Annotated in this window: 17 protein-coding genes; 6 read left to right on the top strand and 11 right to left on the bottom strand. The window is 39.7% G+C overall.

The features are described from left to right. Positions 1-12 precede the first annotated feature (12 nt). Complete coding sequence (locus tag DVR12_RS11860) at positions 13-3462, top strand: TolB-like translocation protein (protein WP_233522378.1); 3450 nt, start codon at positions 13-15, stop codon at positions 3460-3462. 238 nt (positions 3463-3700) lie between these two features. On the opposite strand, the gene DVR12_RS11855 is transcribed toward DVR12_RS11860, so the two are convergent. The 5 genes from DVR12_RS11855 to DVR12_RS11835 are packed head-to-tail and all read right to left on the bottom strand — an operon-like array spanning position 3701 to position 7119. Next, on the bottom strand, positions 3701-4396 hold the full coding sequence (locus DVR12_RS11855; RefSeq protein ID WP_116975887.1) for a DUF1361 domain-containing protein: 696 nt from the start codon (positions 4394-4396) through the stop codon (positions 3701-3703). Positions 4397-4400: 4 nt separating this feature from the next. Next, on the bottom strand, positions 4401-4781 hold the full coding sequence (locus DVR12_RS11850; RefSeq protein ID WP_116975886.1) for a diacylglycerol kinase family protein: 381 nt from the start codon (positions 4779-4781) through the stop codon (positions 4401-4403). An 11-nt stretch (positions 4782-4792) separates the two neighbouring features. After that, on the bottom strand, positions 4793-6124 hold the full coding sequence (gene creD, locus DVR12_RS11845) for a cell envelope integrity protein CreD (RefSeq protein ID WP_116975885.1): 1332 nt from the start codon (positions 6122-6124) through the stop codon (positions 4793-4795). 51 nt (positions 6125-6175) lie between these two features. Further along, a complete protein-coding gene (locus DVR12_RS11840; protein ID WP_089763906.1) occupies positions 6176-6472 on the bottom strand; it encodes a winged helix-turn-helix domain-containing protein in 297 nt (98 codons plus the stop codon). An 8-nt stretch (positions 6473-6480) separates the two neighbouring features. Then, on the bottom strand, positions 6481-7119 hold the full coding sequence (locus DVR12_RS11835; protein ID WP_116975884.1) for a hypothetical protein: 639 nt from the start codon (positions 7117-7119) through the stop codon (positions 6481-6483). Between the two features lie 121 nt (positions 7120-7240). On the opposite strand from DVR12_RS11835, the gene DVR12_RS11830 reads away from it, so the two are divergent. Further along, the gene (locus tag DVR12_RS11830; RefSeq protein WP_147323448.1) at positions 7241-9760 is read left to right on the top strand and encodes a DUF5686 family protein; all 2520 of its coding nucleotides are present in this window, start codon (positions 7241-7243) and stop codon (positions 9758-9760) included. A 102-nt stretch (positions 9761-9862) separates the two neighbouring features. On the opposite strand, the gene DVR12_RS11825 is transcribed toward DVR12_RS11830, so the two are convergent. Further along, positions 9863-11053: an aspartate aminotransferase family protein gene (locus tag DVR12_RS11825; RefSeq protein WP_116975882.1), complete on the bottom strand. Its 1191-nt coding sequence runs from the start codon at positions 11051-11053 to the stop codon at positions 9863-9865. Positions 11054-11142: 89 nt separating this feature from the next. On the opposite strand from DVR12_RS11825, the gene DVR12_RS11820 reads away from it, so the two are divergent. Genes DVR12_RS11820 through DVR12_RS27575 form a run of 3 tightly spaced genes read left to right on the top strand, consistent with a single transcriptional unit; the run spans position 11143 to position 12020 of the window. Continuing rightward, positions 11143-11670 carry a gamma carbonic anhydrase family protein gene (locus DVR12_RS11820; RefSeq protein ID WP_116975881.1) on the top strand — a complete coding sequence of 176 codons (528 nt, stop codon included), beginning with the start codon at positions 11143-11145 and terminating at the stop codon, positions 11668-11670. Positions 11671-11718: 48 nt separating this feature from the next. Further along, positions 11719-11871 carry a hypothetical protein gene (locus DVR12_RS27580; RefSeq protein WP_158563259.1) on the top strand — a complete coding sequence of 51 codons (153 nt, stop codon included), beginning with the start codon at positions 11719-11721 and terminating at the stop codon, positions 11869-11871. Positions 11872-11882: 11 nt separating this feature from the next. Beyond that, the gene (locus DVR12_RS27575) at positions 11883-12020 is read left to right on the top strand and encodes a hypothetical protein (RefSeq protein WP_158563258.1); all 138 of its coding nucleotides are present in this window, start codon (positions 11883-11885) and stop codon (positions 12018-12020) included. Here the strand turns inward: DVR12_RS27575 and rsgA are convergent, their stop codons facing one another. The 5 genes from rsgA to DVR12_RS11795 all read right to left on the bottom strand — a co-directional run bounded on the left by rsgA (position 12021) and on the right by DVR12_RS11795 (position 17113). Beyond that, positions 12021-12956 (bottom strand): ribosome small subunit-dependent GTPase A, encoded by a 936-nt coding sequence (gene rsgA / locus DVR12_RS11815; protein WP_116975880.1) that lies wholly within the window; start codon positions 12954-12956, stop codon positions 12021-12023. Positions 12957-13186: 230 nt separating this feature from the next. Next, a complete protein-coding gene (locus DVR12_RS11810) occupies positions 13187-14197 on the bottom strand; it encodes a vWA domain-containing protein (protein WP_199417091.1) in 1011 nt (336 codons plus the stop codon). 10 nt (positions 14198-14207) lie between these two features. After that, positions 14208-15182 (bottom strand): cell envelope integrity protein TolA, encoded by a 975-nt coding sequence (locus DVR12_RS11805; RefSeq protein ID WP_116975879.1) that lies wholly within the window; start codon positions 15180-15182, stop codon positions 14208-14210. Positions 15183-15197: 15 nt separating this feature from the next. After that, positions 15198-16064 (bottom strand): DUF58 domain-containing protein, encoded by an 867-nt coding sequence (locus DVR12_RS11800; RefSeq protein ID WP_199417090.1) that lies wholly within the window; start codon positions 16062-16064, stop codon positions 15198-15200. A 47-nt stretch (positions 16065-16111) separates the two neighbouring features. Beyond that, positions 16112-17113, bottom strand: coding sequence for an AAA family ATPase (locus tag DVR12_RS11795; RefSeq protein WP_116975877.1), 1002 nt, complete (start codon positions 17111-17113; stop codon positions 16112-16114). A gap of 230 nt (positions 17114-17343) precedes the next feature. On the opposite strand from DVR12_RS11795, the gene DVR12_RS11790 reads away from it, so the two are divergent. Continuing rightward, on the top strand, positions 17344-17682 hold the full coding sequence (locus DVR12_RS11790) for a hypothetical protein (protein WP_116975876.1): 339 nt from the start codon (positions 17344-17346) through the stop codon (positions 17680-17682). The last annotated feature ends 3 nt before the right edge of the window (positions 17683-17685 follow it).

Below are 17685 nucleotides of genomic sequence, written 5' to 3'. Positions count from 1 at the left end.
AATACTTTCTGTATGAACAGATTTATTACCCGGTTATTATTCCTTAATGCCCTATTACTTGGAACGATGGTGTCGTTGGCTCAGACAAATACAGTTGAATTCGGCCAAAATCGGGTGCAGTTTAAGAATTTTAAGTGGAGATACTACCAAAGTCGGCATTTCAATACCTATTTCAGTCAGAATGGGCTGGAACTAGGAAAGTATGTTGTTCAGGTAGCGGAAAAGGAGTTACCCCAGCTAGAGCAGTTCATGGAAACCAATCCAAGACAGCGTATTAATATTGTGGTTTACAATAGCTTCGGTGAAATGAAGCAATCCAATATAGGCATTGGCGTTGAATGGCAAAATACCGGAGGGGTTACCAAACTGGTTGGTAATAAAATGATTGTTTATTTTGATGGTAATCATGAAAACCTTCGCCGCCAAATCCGTCAGGGGATTGCCCGTATAATGCTGGAAACCTTGTTATTTGGTGAAGATATTGGAGAATTTGCCGGTAATGCAGCTTTGATAGATTTCCCTAAATGGTTTACTGATGGCTTTATTGCCTATGCTGCAGAAAACTGGACAGCCAAACAGGATGAAGATCTGAAACTTATTATAATGTCTGGCAAGTATAACAACTTCAATCAACTTGCCTACGATCATCCCTTATTAGCCGGACATGCCTTCTGGTATTATGTGGAAAGTAAATATGGTAAAGACGCCGTTCCTTACCTGATGTATATCACCAGAATTAACCGTGGCCTTAAAAAAGGCTTTGAACAGGTACTTAACCTGACTCCTAAACAGGCAACCAAAGACTTCTTTGTATTCTATCAGAAAAGATTCCTGGAAGATAACAGAAGAAGAAAAACCTCTGCAAAAGGTAGAACAATTGTTGCCCAGGAAATTACTCCCAAAGCAGATTACTATCGATTCAACCCAAATCCTAAAAATAATTCTTACGCCCTGGTTGAATTTAAGAAAGGTGTTTACAGGGTGCAAATACAGCTGGGTTGGAACAAACCTAAAGTATTACTGCGTAGTGGCGTAATTCAAATGGCTAATCAGGTAGATCCTAATTATCCACAAATGGCCTGGAACCCTAAAGGCAACAGATTAGCAGTTATATACGAGCATGAGGGTAAAACCAAACTGATGATCTATGACCTGGTTACCCGTACAACCCTCAGACAGGAGTTACCACAATTCGACAGGGTTGTAGATTTCAAATATATACCTGTAATGGAAAATACATTGCTCCTTTCGGCAGTTCGTAATGGCCATACAGATATCTTTACCTACAATATCAGCAATTCAAAAACCGATCAGATTACCAATGATGTATACGATGATCTGGACCCTTCATTTGCTGCATTCCCTGGTAAGAGCGGTATTATCTATTCTTCCAATCGTCCTGGCCCTAAAGGCAGAGGAAGCGATACATCATTACTGAATAATCGCTACAATATCTTCATGGTCGATAACTGGAACAGAAGTTCCGATAAGCAAATCACTCAATTAACCGATATGTCGTATGGCAATGCAAGATTGCCAATGCAATATAATACCACCCACTTTACCTTCGTTTCTGATGCAAACGGTATCCGTAACCGTTATGCAGGTTTCTTCAAATCGCAGGCAGATGGGGTAGATTCTCTGTTCTATATCGGTTCAGAAATATTGCATAATCCGGATCAGGAAGAGCTGGATTCTACATTAGCTGCATATGGTTCTACAGCTCCTGATTCAGTAGAAGCAGTAGCGATTACTAAAGATTCTACTTATACATTCCCGATCTCCAACTATCCATATGGTATTCAGGAATCAAGAATTACCGGTGAGAAAGGTGAATTATCTGAAGTTGTGCAATATGCAGATATTAAGAGATTAATGAAATTGAAAGTAGATACTGTTGTATTGAAGAAAAGAAATATCAATGCACGTCCAACCAATTTCAGAAAAGCAGAAATGCATGCAGATAGTATCAGAATGGGATTACCAACTTATATGGCCCCTAAAGTAAAAGATACTACCACTCATACTAACTTCTTCCAGAACGAATTTGCAAATGAACCGGCAGATACAACAGCCAGGACAAACAATAATACTGAATCAAAACCTTTCCTGGTAAATGAGTCGCCACTCTTTGAACCTAAGAAAGAAAGTAATCAGACATTAAAGAAGTCGAAGCTGTTGCCTTATAAATTCAAATTCGCTTCCGATTATCTCATCTTACAGATAGATAACTCTGTATTGATTAATAAATACCAACCTTTCACGGGTCAACCTACTGCACCGATCAGGTTAACCGATCCGGTGAACGGATTAATTAAAATTGGGGTAAGCGATTTATTTGAGGATTTGAAGTTTAATGGTGGCTTCCGTATACCTTCTTCCTTACAAGGATCGGAATACTTCTTTACTGCCAATTATCTGAAGAAACGCTTCGATTATAAATTTACCTACTACAGGAAAGTAGATAAAAACGGTAATTTCCAATTTGTAGATACATCCGGTAATGTAACATATGCACCATCCAAACTGATTACTAACATCTATCAGGTGGAAGCACGTTATCCATTCGACCAGGTAAGAAGTATACGTTTATCAGGAGGACTACGAACCGACAGGCTTATTGCACAAAGCACCGGTAAAGATCCTTTGCGTTTCCCTGATCTGACAGAGCGTTATGCTTTATTACGCCTGGAGTATGTATATGACAATACTATCAATCCGGCTATTAATATCTGGAATGGAACCAGATTTAAAGTATATGGCGATATGAATGCACAGCTGACCAACGGAGGGCTAAACGAAATGTTTAATAACCCTACAACGGCAGCGGCACAGGGAAGATTCACCTATAATATGGGAGTAGATATTCGTCACTACGAAAAGATCTACCGCAACTTCATATGGGCAACCCGTTTTGCGATGGATATGTCGTGGGGTACCCGCAAGTTGCTGTATTATCTGGGAGGTGTTGACAACTGGTTAAATCCACAGATCAATCCAAACACCCAGGTAGATATGAGCGCTAATTATGCATTCCAGACACTTAGTGAAAATCTCAGAGGTTATAAGCAAAATGCAAAGAATGGTAATAATGTAATGTTACTGAATACAGAGTTAAGATTGCCTGTATTTGCAACATTCATTGAAAAGCCTATCAACTCTGCATTCCTGCGTAACTTCCAGGTGACTTCGTTTATGGACATTGGTACTGCCTGGAATAAGAAGTTATCATTTAAAGATGCTAACTACGCTACTTATTCCAATGCTACCGCCAACAACCCAGTTCCAACTGTAATTACCAGAGTTAAGGAAGGTTTCTTAGGCCCATTTGTTGGAGGTTATGGCTTTGGCGCCCGTACAACAATTGCAGGCTACTTCCTGAGAGTGGATGCAGGCTGGCCGGCAGTTGCCTTCTTCAGAGGAAGTCCGATCTGGTACTTTGCAATGGGTGTTGACTTCTAGAAATAGTTAGTATCAATTATATAAAATCCCTGATCAGAAATTGATCAGGGATTTTAGTTTTATAAGGGGCATATACATCTTTCAACAACTTTTATCATCAATAAAAAATCCCTGATCGATTACCGGTCAGGGATTTAGTTTCTTAAGGGGCATTTACATCCATCAATAACTTTTATCATCAATAAAAAAATCCCTGATCGATTACCGGCCAGGGATTTAGTTTTATAATAGGATATATTTACTCTTGATGATCTGGCTTATATCTTCTGAAGCTATTAATAACCATTGGATACATGATGCAAAGGAAAATGCTCATACATCCAATAAATGCCCAGGCGCCTCTGTTTGCGGCAGGATTCAATAAAATACCCTTTACATCACTTAGTAATGTTATAGGATCTTTAACAACATCCCAACTATTATAACGCAGATATCTTCCTATATAAACTCCCAAAGAGCATAAGAACATAACAGGTAAGGTAAATAACCAGGATGGCCATCTGGAGTGGCGGCGGCTCCACATACCTTCCATACTACGGATAGAAAGGTATCCTAACACCATTCCATTCCAGGCAAATGTAAAGATCAGGAACAGATCATACCATACAGGAACTCCACCATCAAACAAGTGGAACAGATCTGTTAAAATATATGGTGCATTGGGTATAAATAAAAGCCATACAATAAAACAGAGATACCAATTGTATCTGTTTTGCAGTAGAGATGGTCGCTTTTCCATCCAGGCTGTAATAGCAAAAGGAATATAGGCCAGAAACAAATTCCATATCAAAGTAGCACGTAAATACGTGCCTGTATGAATAATTCTATACAGGAGCAACCCCATACCAAATAACACGAAAGCCAGCAGCATATAATGCTGTTGTGAATTTCTAATCTTGCTTATCATTCTTCTAAAAGCATTTTTCAACTGCATATGGTTAGAGGTTTATTGCATTTGGAAATATATAGGGAATAAATATGACAGCCCCGATTATTGCTGCTGCTATAGCCCCTATTAATACTGCTCCTGCAGCTACATCTTTGATAAACTTAATATTGGGGTGATAATCCGGAGATAAATGATCCATCATTTTCTCTACTGTCGTATTCAGCATTTCAGTAATAAAAACCACTGCAATAGCCAGAATAATAAACAGCCATTCTACTTTGGTAATCTTATACCAGCAACCGGCTGCAATTACTACAAGCGTTGCAATAACATGAATTTTAGCATGCGCCTCACTTTTTACAAAAGCAGCAATTCCATTGAATGCATAGCCAAAACTAGCCACCCGTTTGCTGATATAAGAACGAACCATTATAATTACTATTAATGAATAATACTCTTATTGTTTGTTTTGTTTCCTAACTGTTGCCAGTTAATTTTGGTACTAACATACATTACAACTGCAAGAATAAGGAAAAGACCAAGACTACCCATCAATAATGCCTGATCGTCGGCACTAATAACTACAAATATAAATCCGTAAAGCAAAGCTAAGGCCACGCCAATAGTAATTCCAATACGTTTACTTCTTAATGCAGCTGCCGTATATACAACAATCAGTCCTATTGTTAGTACACTAGCTATAAGGTACGCTAACATAAAGTTAATTTGTTCTGAAATAGAGATCAGTAATGTGTAAAAAATGCATAAAGCCAGTCCTATAAGGGTATACTGCAATGGATGAAGGGCCAGGCGTTGACTTAATTCAAGGAAATAGAAAATCAAAAATGTTAACCCAATGATAAGAATGGCATACTTAATTGCGCGGGTCGACATTTGATAGACTTCCGTAGGAAGAAAAAGTTTCACTCCGAAGTCGGAAGCATGAATATTAAATTTATCACCTACCCATGCCTGTGGGAAACTGCGGTTGAGATGCTGGGCTTCCCATGTGGCCGCAAAGCCATTTTCATCAACCCGCCTGGTGGCAGGTGGAAACGCTTCATCGAAAGATGGGTTAGTCCAGCTCGAATTAAGCGCTACTTTGGTTGTTTTACCGATAGGAGAGAATTTAACGGATTGAGACCCACGGAATTTCAGATCGAAATTAAAGTTTCCATTTAATGCGGCAGTATCTCCGGGGCTCATTGGAAAAGGAGCCTGGATACTGCTGCTAAATGGTCCTTCAGGCAAGCTATTGGGGTTAAACTGTAGTTTTTTGTCGTTCCAATTGAGCACTACCTGGTTGCCAATGCCATTCAAATCAGTCAGCTCAATGAGTAACACTGCTTTTTGCCAGTTAAGGGCGGAAGGAGAAACAGATAAACTGTTGAAGGCATCTGAGCTAAAGTTACCACTGAGCTGAAGTTTTGCATTATAAACGGCTACACTAAAAATTCCACGGCGAAGTTTTTCGGGGATTATTTCCCCATTGATTCTAAGATTCTCGGGCAGAATATAGGCATACTGTGTTTTTGTAGTATCTCCCAGATATGGGATAGCGATTACGGGGCCGGTTACCTGTTGTTCTTTTCCCCAGCTGTGGGAAATCTGTTCGGTAACTTCTTCCTGTCTGTTGTTCCGTTCCCGGATGATGCTGTCTACCATTGTTGTTGGTATAAGCAGCACCAAAACAAGAACTACAATTATAAATGCTTTGATTGCATAGCTATTGATATCAAAAAATGAACGGGGAGGGTTTGTTGAAGGTTCCATAATTTATTTTTTAAAAGTACTTTGTATTTCAAAGTATAAAGACAAAAAAAATTAACGTGTGAATTTGATCATATGCTCCAATGCTGCTAAATGGCCTTTAAAGGCTTTTTCACCAGCGGGAGTAATTGCATAGGTGGTATTGGTTTTTCGACCAATAAAGCCCTTATGCACTTTGAGATAACCGTTCTCTTCAAGGGTATTGAGATGAGAGGCCAGATTTCCATCTGTTACTTCCAACATCTGTTTCAGATCATTGAAATTCACCTCTTCATTTACCATTAGGATGCTCATAACACCAAGTCGGATACGGCTTTCAAAAATCTTATTTAAATTACCTATCGGGTTCATGATAAAAATTAAAGCGACAGTTTTCGTTCGTACTTCCACCACATCAGAATGCCATAGACGATGTGTAATAACCCGAAACCTAAAGCCCAAAAATACAGGCCTTTACGCAAAAAGAAAAGATTTATCAATCCTACTGCCGTTTCACATATCCCTAAGTAACGAACATCGGAAAAAGTGTACTTACTGGTATTGATCAATGCAAGGCCATAAAAAACCAGAGATGCCGGGGCTACCAATGCATCCACATGATTATAAATTAACCCTGCAATAAAAATACCTCCAACTCCCAAGGGGATCATCATGTTGATCAGCAATTTCCTGGCACTAAGATCCCAGAGGGATACCTTCATGCGTTTAACTCTTCTCAGTGTGAAAAAGGCACCGCTTCCCAAAGCTGCCAGCAAAACACCCAGCCCCAGTAAGATCAGGTTAAGCTTTAATGACTGGAAATCGGCATCGTTGTACCCATTTCGCTGCGTCCAGCGGTCATAATAGGCTTCAAACATCAGTTTGGCAATATAGGCACCAACTAAACCGCAAATGCCTGCACATACCCCACTCAATCCACTCAAGGATATGAATCGGCTGCTCCTTTCCATTATGCGTTTAATGTCTGTTATTGCTTCGAGATGTTGTTGATCATTCATATAAAAAGCACTTTGCAATACAAAGCTAAAACAAAATCTGATAATTCAAAATATAATTTTTCTTTATAACTACGTTTCCTTCAGGTTACCAGTATAAAGAATCGGGATAAATACTATAATATTGTCGAAGATTATGGTTGCCTGGAATAGAATATTAGTATTATTTATCGGTATAAGCGTTTGGAGCCAGTGCCTGTGGGCACAGCAATATAAGATCAGTGGGATTGTTAAAGATGCTCATTCCCAGGAAATTATCCCTTTCGCAACCCTCCAGTTTGTACATACTCAAACCGGAATGGTTAGTAATGCAGAAGGCAAATACTTATTCGAATTAAATGTTATCCCATCCGATTCCATACTGGTACGGGTAATGGGATACAATCTCCTCATTTTACCAGTCGACAAATCCCGTAAAGAACAAACCATCAACTTTGAAGTAACCCGCTCTGATGTTTCTCTACGCGTTCATGAAGTGAAAGCAAATGTCAACTGGGGCCTGATCCTGCTCCGGCAAATCATCAAACATAAGCCAGAAAATAACTACAATAAGCTCAATAGCTATAAGTATGAGGTCTATAATAAGTTGGAACTGGATATGAAAAACCTGAATAAAGAAAAACTTGGTAAAAACAGATTTACCAAACCATTTGCCTTTATTCTCGAAAATATAGACAGCACATCGGAAGACAAGCCATTCCTGCCCATCTTCCTCACAGAAACACTATCTGATTATTATTTTCAATCCAATCCCCGCAAAACAAAAGAAGTTATTAAAGCTGCACGCACTTCAGGAATTGATAATGAAAGCGTTACCAAATTCCTGGGAGGTATGTATCAAAATATAAACATCTACGATAATTTCATCCCCGTTTTCGACAAACAATTTGTAAGCCCTATCCATCACAATGGCTCTTTCTACTACGACTATTCCATTGCAGATACCCAATACATCAGCGGGCAAAGGTTTATCAAACTAAACTTTACGCCTAAACGTAAAGGGGAAAATACTTTTATCGGTGACCTATGGGTACACGATACTACCTACGCAGTTTATAAAACCACTCTTTCGGTTCCTAAAGACGCTAATATCAACTTCGTTCACCGTATTAGTATGGTACAGGAATTCAGACAACTGCCCGATAGCTCCTGGTTCCTCTTTAAGGATAAGTTTATCGCCGATTTCTGGGCCCCAAGTCCAAGACCCGGCAAGAACTTCGACTTCATAGGCCGTAAAACCACTACATATAGCGATGTTATTACCAACGATACTTCTGCTACCAATATCTTTGGCGACAGAAAATATCCTGAAAATATAGTTGTACTGGATAGTGCACGTATCAGAAAAGAATCTTTCTGGGTAGATAACAGGCCTGAAGACCTCAGCAGAAATGAAGAAGGTATTTATAAAATGGTAGATACCCTCCAAAAAATGCCGCTGTTCAAAACATACAGCAATACAATTAAATTCCTCGCCACTGGCTATAAACCTATAGGTCCAATTGAGTGGGGCCCATACTATTATCTGTTTTCTCAAAATAGGCTCGAAGGTTTCAGGTTAAGACTGGATTTAGGAACTACTCCTCAATTCAATAAAAATATTTATCTGTATGGCTACCTGGCATACGGATTTGGCGATAAAGTGTATAAAGGAAAAATGTCGGCGCTCTGGTTGTTGAAAAAGCATCCACGTACTTATTTATATGCCGCCTACACAAAAGATCTGGATAATGGTACTCACTATTATGATGAAGTTGGAACAGATAACATATTTACACTGGCAATCAGAAAGAATGGGGTACCTCAGAAATTCCTGATGGTTGATGAAAAACGATTCGAATTTTTTAAAGAATATTATAGTGGTTTTTCTCATCAACTTTCTCTGATTCACAAACAGGTGAGACCATATGATCCATTACCAACATCTGCTTATTATCCGAAAAATGCGAATGGACAAGACCCGCTTACCACTACGGAAGTAGAAGTAAAAATCAGGTATGCGTTTCAGGAAAAATTCCTGGAAGGCAACTATTACCGTATCAGTTTAGGTAGTAAATATCCAATTGCAGAACTGAAGCTGGCAGCAGGTATTCCGGGAATCGCACAAAGCGGACAACAATACCAGAAAGTAAGCTTTGGGGTTTCTGATTATTTTAAATTACCTCCTTTCGGATCTTTCTATTATAATGTTTTTGGTGGGAAAATTTTCGGAACAGTGCCTTATACTTCACTTGAAGTACATCCAGGAAATGAGATCTATTATTATAACAAATATGCTTTTAACATGATGAACAGATTTGAGTTCATCAGTGATCAATATGCCGGTTTCAATGTAGAACATACAATCGGCAATGGTATATTTACTTATATTCCCCTTATCAAAAAATTAAAATGGCGCCAATTCTGGACTGCCAAAGGTGTTATTGGTTCTTTATCCAATGCCAATAAAAATCTCAACCTATACAATGGTTTTCCGTTTAAAACACTGGAAGGAAATCCGTACCTGGAGCTAGGTACCGGCGTAGAAAATATCTTTAAATTCCTCAGGGTTGACTTCATCTGGCGCGTAACACCTGATGAAGTCACCGGTGAGCCTGCCAGCAAGCGATTTGGCGTATTTGGCAGCTTTAAGTTACAATTCTAAGTAAATACATTTTTTCGCAGAAACGCAAAGATTAATATTAAGGATTTTGTAGCTGACAGACATCTACACTATAATATTTACCTCCTATTTTCTTTGCTTCCTTTAGCCCTTTGCGTGAAACTCAGCAGCCTCACAAATTATACTGCACGCCCATTTAATTTCTTCGGGAGTAATAATTAATGGCGGAACAATTCGCATACATTCTGCAGCAAATAAAAACCAATCGGTTAATACTCCTTTGCTAATACAATAGTCGATTACTTTTTTATTAGTTTCGAAGTTCTCAAATTCAACAGCAATCATTAAGCCTACAGATCGCACAGCTTTGATTACAGGGTGTTTGAGGTGTTGCAGAAAGAGCGTTTCTTTTTCTTTTACTACACTAATAAGATTGGATTCGAGTAAAGCTTCAAAAGCTGCCAGTCCAGCTGCACAGTTAACCGGATGTCCTCCAAACGTAGTGATATGGCCTAATACAGGGCTATTGGTTAATGACCACATTATTTCTTTATTGGCGATAAAGGCCCCCATAGGCATACCACCACCCAATGCCTTACCCAGAAGCAGGATATCGGGAACTATATCAAATTGCTGAAATGCCCATAACGATCCATTTCTACCAAATCCGCACTGGATCTCATCCAGGATCAATAATGCGCCGGTTTCAGTACAACGGTTTCTGAGTGCGTGTAACCATTCCCGTTGTGGAGCATTTACTCCTCCTTCCGCCTGCACACTCTCGGCGATAACAGCAGCTGTATCGGTAGTAATTTCATTCAGTGATTCAAAGTCGTTGTAGGTTAATCGCCTGATTCCTGGTAGGAGAGGGCGGTAGGCATTACGCCAATATTCATCACCCAAAATGCTCAAAGCTCCCTGAGTAGAGCCATGGTAACTGCGATTAAACGATGCTATTTCAGTTCTGCCGGTAAAACGTTTGGCCAGTTTCATAGCTCCTTCAACTGCTTCTGCTCCTGAATTTGTAAAATACACACAGTTCAAAGTCTCCGGAAGATGTTTGGTAAGCAGGGTAGCATATGCTACCTGAGGTGACTGCACAAATTCGCCATACACCAATAAATGCATGTATTGCTGCACCTGGTCCTGCACTGCTTTTACAACAGCAGGATGGCAATGCCCCATATTGCAAACGCTGATACCTGCGATAAGATCAAGGTATTTTTTGTTGTTTACATCCCACATATACATTCCCTCTGCTTTCACAATTTCCAATGCTAAAGGAGCATCAGAAGTTTGTGCCACATGCTGCAAAAAAAGTTGCCTGTTATTCATATCGCATTTAAACTATTAGCTGCGAAGTTAGAAAACAACTGCTAATTAGTAATTGTTATATTTGTGAAGAACCATTTAAACTATCTATTATGGCATATATTATTCCTCTTAATGGTAAGACTCCTGAGATTCCTGAAGGCTGCTTTGTAGCGCCTAATGCAACTGTTGTTGGCGATGTAGTTGTAGGCAAAGGATGTACTATCTGGTTTAATGCAGTAGTACGTGGCGATGTTAATAGCATCAAATTAGGTGATAATGTAAATGTTCAGGATGGTGCAGTAATCCATTGTACCTATCAGAAATCCAAAACCATTGTTGGTAATAATGTATCTATAGGCCATAATGCTATTTTACACGGCTGTACAGTAGATGACAATGTTTTAATTGGCATGGGCGCCATTGTAATGGACAATGCAAGGATAGACAGTAACAGTATCATTGCCGCCGGTGCTGTTGTACTAAGTGGAACCCATGTGGAAGCCGGCACTATTTACGCTGGTGTTCCGGCCAAAAAAGTAAAAGATATAGATATGGCCCTGATCAATGGGGAAATAAACCGTATCTCTAAAAATTATCTGATGTATGCTTCCTGGTATGAGGAAGCAGCTACGAAATAGAACTTATTACAAAAAATAGCTATATTGCAGATAAATACCTATCTACCTATGAAGAGAGTTATTTATCTGCTTTTAGCAAGCAGCATCCTATTTCCGTCTTGCGCCTCGCAAAAAACAGGATGTCCTGCTTCTAACTACTACACTAAGGATATTAAGCAACAAAATCGTAAAGCAGGCAAACAAATGAGCCGTCTGTTTTAAAATCCCTGTTTATGCGAAAAGTTGTTGTTATTCTGATAATCCTGATTGGTTTTACAGCCTGCCATACCCAAAAGAAAGGATGTCCACAGCCTCGCCGGAACTGGGGTGCAGAAAAAGTGCTTGATGAATTGGGAAAACCGAAGCGTTAATCAGTAGGTTTCTTCCTGAATAGAATCCAGTATTGTGGCATAGCTGACATATCTGTCAACATCTATAATCCCTTCTTCCACGGCTGCTTTTACAGCACATCCAGGCTCATTTAAATGCAGACAGTTATTGAACTGGCACTGTGAAATAAATGGTTGCATTTCAAGAAAATAGTGGGATAGCTCAGTTTTGGGGATATCCACAATTCCAAATTCTCTTACTCCCGGAGTATCAATTAAACTACCACCAAAAGGCAAATCGTGCATTTCTGCGAAGGTAGTAGTATGTAAACCTTTACCACTCCATCCACTAACCTCTTTGGTTTTAATATCCAAACCCGGCATCAAATCGTTAATAAGACTGGATTTACCAACGCCTGAATGCCCGGACATCAGTGTGGTTTTATCTTTAAGTAAAGCCTCGAGTTCCGGAATTCCTTCCTTTGTTTTGGCAGATACCAGCAATACCTGATAACCTATGTTGGTATATAATTCTTCTATGGCCTCAAATTTCTCTAATTCCTTTTCCTTATAAATATCCATTTTATTGAATACCAGGATAACAGGGATATGATAAGCTGCAGCAGTTACCAAAAAACGATCTATAAATCCCTGGGAAGTACGAGGTTCCTTAACTGTGCATACTAATACAGCCTGGTCGAGATTGGCAGCTACAATATGCTTTTTGTTTTTGCCATGAGGTGAGCTTCTTACAATATAGTTTGTGCGGGGAAGAATATCCGTGATCATAGCATTCTTTGCATTGGCATCGCTATCATCAGCCTCAATAGTTACGTGGTCACCAACCGCGATCGGATTGGTAGAGGTAATATCATCATTCTTCTTAAAGATTCCTTTCATACGTGCCTGAAAGGTTTCTCCATCAGCTGTTTTAACTGTGTACCAGCTGCCCGTAGATTTATAAACTGTTGCTTGCAAGAATCCTTATTTTACTTGGAAACCCAAAGGTAAGAAATATATAGCTCGCGTTGCTCGCTGTTTCACACAGAGGCGCAGAGATTAATATTAAGTAGCATAAAGATTAAAGCGAGCATTATTAAGGAAAATCATATGAAATTCCTGAATAATACTCGCTTTAATACTTTTTATCTTAAAAAAATCCTTTGCGCCTTAATATTAATCTCTGCGCCATTGCGAGAAACAGTATACTACGGCAAGCTTCTGAATAAGCTATACCGAAGTACTACTTCCAGCAGAATACAACCCAATGCAATCATTGCCAGCGGGAAGAAATGCTCAGCAAATTTCTTGTAGGAAGTAATCTCTACTTTGGTTTTTTCTAACTGATCGATCTCATTATAAATACTCTTAAGATCGTTGGTATTGGTAGCTCTGAAGTACTTACCTCCGGTTTCTTTGGAAATCTTTTTCATGAGAGGCTCATCTATCTGTACATCCTGCATAACAGTTTGCACACTGCCGTCAGACATAGGCATTGGGAATGGTGCTTTACCAATTGTTCCAACACCTATAGTATAAACCCTTATTTTAAAAGCTTTTGCTATTTCCAATGCAGTAAGCGGATCTATAAGTCCGGTGTTGTTTACACCATCAGTAAGCAGAATGATTACTTTGCTCTTGGCATGACTATTACGCAGCCTGTCGACCGAGGTGGCAAGGCCCATCCCGATAGCTGTACCATCTTGTAGCATACCGCTTTTCACCTGCATGATCTGGTTTTTCAACACAGCATGATCGGTGGTGATAGGGCATTGGGTAAAACTTTCGCCGGAAAATACAACTAAGCCGATACGGTCGCTGATACGTTTATCCACAAATTCGGCAGCCACTCTTTTTGCAGCTTCCATTCTGTTTGGCTGCAGATCTTCTGCCAGCATACTTCCGGATATATCTAAAGCCAGTACAATGTCGATACCTTCACTATCGATACTTTCTGAAGTATTAGAGGTCTGTGGGCGAGCCAGAGCCACTATAAGTGCTATAATCGCCAATAATCGCAATATCAGTAGTAAGGGTCTGAAACGCACCTTCCAGGAAACAGGCAAGCCTTTGAGACCTTCAACAGAAGATACCATCATTACAGCTTGCTTCTTCTTTCTTTTAGCGTAGTACCAATAGGCTAGTATTGGCACCAGTAATAGCAGCCATAAGAAAGCCGGATAAGCAAATTCAATATTTTTCCACGTTAGCAGCTCCATTCTTTCTTAATTAAGGATTTTCGCTTTTAGGACTTTGTTCGGCCGGTTCTTCTTTTGGCCGGGTCCATTCCAATATTTCTTCAGCCTTAAGCATACACGCTTCATGTTCATCGGCCGTTGGTTCCAGTTTGGCAAATTTTGCCAGATCTGCAATGGCTAATAAGCTGCGAAGTTTATCGCGTTGCTGGTTCAATTTTGTAACAGGCTTGATATTGGCCAGGAGTTCTTCACTGGTCTGCTCCAGGGCCGCAATACCAAATTCATGTTCAAAATAAGTTCGAAGAATATCAGTTAAGCGGGTATAGTATTGTTTGATATCGCCTTGCTGCCAAACTTTTTCGTCTTTCAATGCTTTCAGATTATGTACGGCTACTTCATAAGGAGAAATAGTAGGTACTTTTTCTTCAGGCATTGGCTTCTTACGTTTGCTGAAATACAACCAGATTCCTAATCCCAGCAGTACAATACCTGCTCCTATTGCGATATACATCCAATAATCCATGATATTCCATGGCACTGCTTCAACCGCCTTAATCGGCTTAAAAGCTTTTGTAGTATCTACCGCAACAGTGTTTACATCAATCCCGATAGGTTGAGTAAATGCAGAATCACCGGCTGCTCCATTGATAACATCAAAACGAAGAGGAGGAAATTGCCAGTGGCCGGAGTCGAAACTTGTAATAGTAAACGTTTGATGCAGCAAGTGGCGGCCTCCATCCTGAACGGTGTCGAGAGGCGAGCGGGTAACGACTTCAAAATGTTCTATAGAGTCGGGCAATACAGGGAAAGCTACTTTAAAATTAGCATCATTGAATTGAGCCGGCGTTAAAATAGCAGTCAGTTGTAATTTTACCTGTTCACCAATCCGAATACTATTCGTATCTGTTTGGGCCATTACCGAAATTTGCTGGGCCATTAAGTGAAATGGCAGCAGCAAACCGAGCAGGCAAAATAAAAATATACGTTTGGTAACTTGATTATACATTGATCTTCTCTCCTTTTATGCTCTATTCAGGAAAAATGTCTGTAATGCTTTAACATAATCTTCATCTGTACGAATGCTCATAAGTTCAGCCCCACTTTTCAGAAATGCATTTTTACAATAATGAGAGTGTTGAAGAAACTGATGCTCGTAATGATGTCTGATTGCTTTATCGGAGGTATCGATCCATTGAGTAGCACCTGTTTCTGCGTCGGCAACCTGAATCATGCCAACATCAGGAAGTTCTCTATCTCGCTGATCATATACCTGTATTCCAACTACATCATGTCTTTTAGCTGCAATATTTAAAGCATCCTGATAATTCCCTGATAAGAAATCGCTGAGCACAAATACGATACTACGTTTTTTGGTAGCATTGTTAAAGAAGCGGAGCGTCTCTTTTATATTGGTTCCTTTTCGTTTAGGAGTGAATGAAAGTAATTCTCTAATTATGAAAAGAATATGTGATTTTCCTTTTTTAGGAGGAATATATTTTTCCATTCCATCACTGAAGAAAATCACTCCCACTTTATCATTGTTATTGATGGCAGAAAATGCCAATACAGCACATAACTCTGTAATAAGGTTTCTCTTATCCTGTTTTTTGGTACCGAAGGCCGAGCTTTCGCTTACGTCCACCAGTAACATTACAGTAAGTTCTCTTTCCTCTTCAAAAACCTTAACGAAAGGATGATTAAAACGAGCCGTTACATTCCAATCGATAGACCTTACGTCATCTCCGAAATGATAATCCCTAACTTCGCTGAACGACATACCACGACCTTTGAAAGCGCTGTGATATTCGCCTGCAAAAATGTGATTGGTAAGACCTTTAGTCTTGATTTCAATTTGTCTTACCTTTTTTAATATATCAGCTGTATCCACCAGGAAAAAAATTAAGCGTGATCAATATTGTTTGCTGAGAAGATTGCTTAAGGCACTTCAACAGCGTTCAGGATTTCGCTCAGGATATTTTCGCTGGTTACATTTTCAGCTTCAGCTTCATAGGTAAGACCAACACGGTGGCGCATTACATCAAAGCAGATATTGCGAACGTCTTCAGGGATTACATAACCTCTGCGTTTCATAAACGCATAAGCTTTAGCCGCCCATGCCAGGTTAATGCTGGCTCTTGGAGATCCACCGTAGGAGATCAGCGGTTTCAGTTTATTGAGCTTATAATCTTCCGGATGACGGGTAGCGAATACTATATCCAGGATATATTTCTCGATCTTTTCGTCCATATACACCTCACGAACCAGTTTTCTGGCTTCCAGGATATCGGAAGGCTGAATAACCGGGCGAATGCTTGAATTGGTATCTGGATTAAGATTTTGACGTATGATTAATTTTTCCTCTTCCTTCGTAGGGTAGCCGATTACTACTTTAAGCATGAAACGATCTACCTGCGCTTCAGGAAGGGTATAAGTACCTTCTTGCTCGATAGGGTTTTGAGTAGCGAGTACCAGGAACGGTTCATCTAATTTGAAAGTAGTATCACCGATGGTAATCTGGCGTTCTTGCATGGCTTCGAGCAAGGCACTCTGAACTTTAGCAGGGGCACGGTTGATCTCATCTGCCAGGATAAAGTTGGCGAAAATTGGTCCTCTTCTTACTACAAACTCATTTTTTTGCTGATTGTAGATCATTGTACCGATAACGTCGGCCGGTAAGAGGTCCGGGGTAAACTGAATCCGGCTAAATTTAGCGTTGATAGCTGATGACAGAGATTTGATAGATAAGGTTTTTGCCAGACCGGGCACCCCTTCCAGAAGTACGTGACCCTGGGCCAGTAAGCCGATAAGCAATCTTTCCACCATATAACGTTGGCCAACGATTACTTTACCTAACTCCATATTGAGTAAGTCCACAAATGCACTTGCCTGGTGGATCTTCTCATTTAATTGACGGATGTCGGTAGATGTATTTTCCATGCTATTAATTTTTCAGGTTTGCTAAAATAAACATTCTCTTGTCAATTAAAACTTATTACTATGTGAAGGAGCCGTTAAAATGCTGTTAAACTTGCCACAGTGGCCGATTTATCTTTAAATCCTTTTTTGGGGGCCAACCGAAATTAATAAAGAAGGCATATTTATGCAATAATTTCCTATAATGTACCTTTGCCGAAAGCAGCAATCAATCACCCATTAAAAAATTAGCTATGGAAGAATTTGAGCAGCGTTGGAAAGAAGTGGAGAAAATGCTGGCAGAAAGATTTGGTAAAACACCAAATATGGAAGCTATCTTGTTCCTCATTGGACTAAACGAACTTAATAGCCTTACAAAAAAGAAATATACCAAAGAACAGAAACAAGACTTAATGCATATAGCCGTTTGCTCTTTATTAAGCAGAAGCGGGTATTTCGAGCTGGAAGGTCTTGATAAGGATGGATGGCCACATTTTAAGGAGATACATCCGGTTCCGAAATTAGGGATGGAAGAACAGGAACACTTCCTCAAGGAGCACATTATTGATTATTTTACTGATCACGAAGTATAAAAT

The organism is Chitinophaga silvatica, assembly GCF_003419895.1.
GTDB lineage: Bacteria > Bacteroidota > Bacteroidia > Chitinophagales > Chitinophagaceae > Chitinophaga > Chitinophaga silvatica.
Note: the sequence above shows the minus strand (reverse complement) of the source record. Positions and strands in the feature narration are given on the sequence as shown.